Genomic DNA, 885 nt, shown 5'->3' with positions numbered 1-885 from the left:
TGTCTTCGCCGATGCGAACCATATCGCCACAGCCACAGGGACAGGCAATGCTTAAAGGCTCAATCACACGCTCGACACGCGGCAGGTTCGCCGGCAGCACACGGGCTTTTCGTTCCTTGCGTGGAGATGCCGCCTTGCAGGGACTGAGAGTGCTGGACGCCATCTTCTCTTCAACAGCCGCAATCCGGGCCTGCGTTTCGGCAATCGCCGTCTCCAAATCTTCCAGCGCCAGTTCCATCTGCGCAGGATCGAGCTTTTCCGATTTCGGCCCGAACTTCGTGCGCCGGTACTCCTGAACCTGACCTTCCAGCTTCTCGATCAGTTCTTTCAGGTCGGTGATGAATACGTCCTTTTCGGCCACCACCGCCTGCTCATGCTGACGCGCCGCCCGCTCGACTGACAGCTCAAATTGCATGTCCGCAAACGCCTTCACCACCTCTGGCGGAAGCTCCGGGAACTGGCTGAGATCAATGGGTTGCAACATGCGTTTTCATAGCATGTCGCAGCATAAAATCCAAATGAAACAATGACAAACCGGAAGGAAGATCACCCCGCAGCAGAGGGCGGCGCCACGCGCTGCGCCATCACGCGACGCCAGTCGAGGCCTTCAAATAAAGCCGCATATTGAGCCCTTGAAAGGCGCATCGTTCCATCCCGTACTTTGGGCCAGGCAAAACTGCCGTTCTCAAGAATTTTATATGTCAGAACCAGTCCGGTGCCATCCCACACCAAAATCTTCAGCCTGTCTCCGCGTTTCGACCGGAAGATCACCGTGATCCCGGAATGCGGATCGAGTTTCAGTTCAGTCTGCACTATCAAGGCCAGAGCCTGATGACCGCAACGAAAGTCCACCGGTTGCGTGGCGATCAGGATGGGCAAGCGTTG

2 protein-coding genes are annotated in these 885 nt (G+C 56.6%); both read right to left on the bottom strand.

Annotation, left to right across the window (positions count from 1 at the left end):
* The coding region (locus F9K91_RS25505; RefSeq protein WP_208852735.1) for an IS66 family transposase at positions 1-484 on the bottom strand (484 nt) is incomplete at its 3' end.
* A 62-nt stretch (positions 485-546) separates the two neighbouring features.
* Positions 547-885 (bottom strand): IS66 family insertion sequence element accessory protein TnpB (gene tnpB, locus F9K91_RS25500; RefSeq protein ID WP_151679073.1); only part of this gene is annotated, 339 nt, incomplete at its 5' end.

The sequence above is a fragment of the Brucella tritici genome, from assembly GCF_008932295.1.
In the GTDB taxonomy this organism is placed as follows: domain Bacteria; phylum Pseudomonadota; class Alphaproteobacteria; order Rhizobiales; family Rhizobiaceae; genus Brucella; species Brucella tritici.
This window is presented reverse-complemented; position numbering and strand designations above follow the sequence as displayed.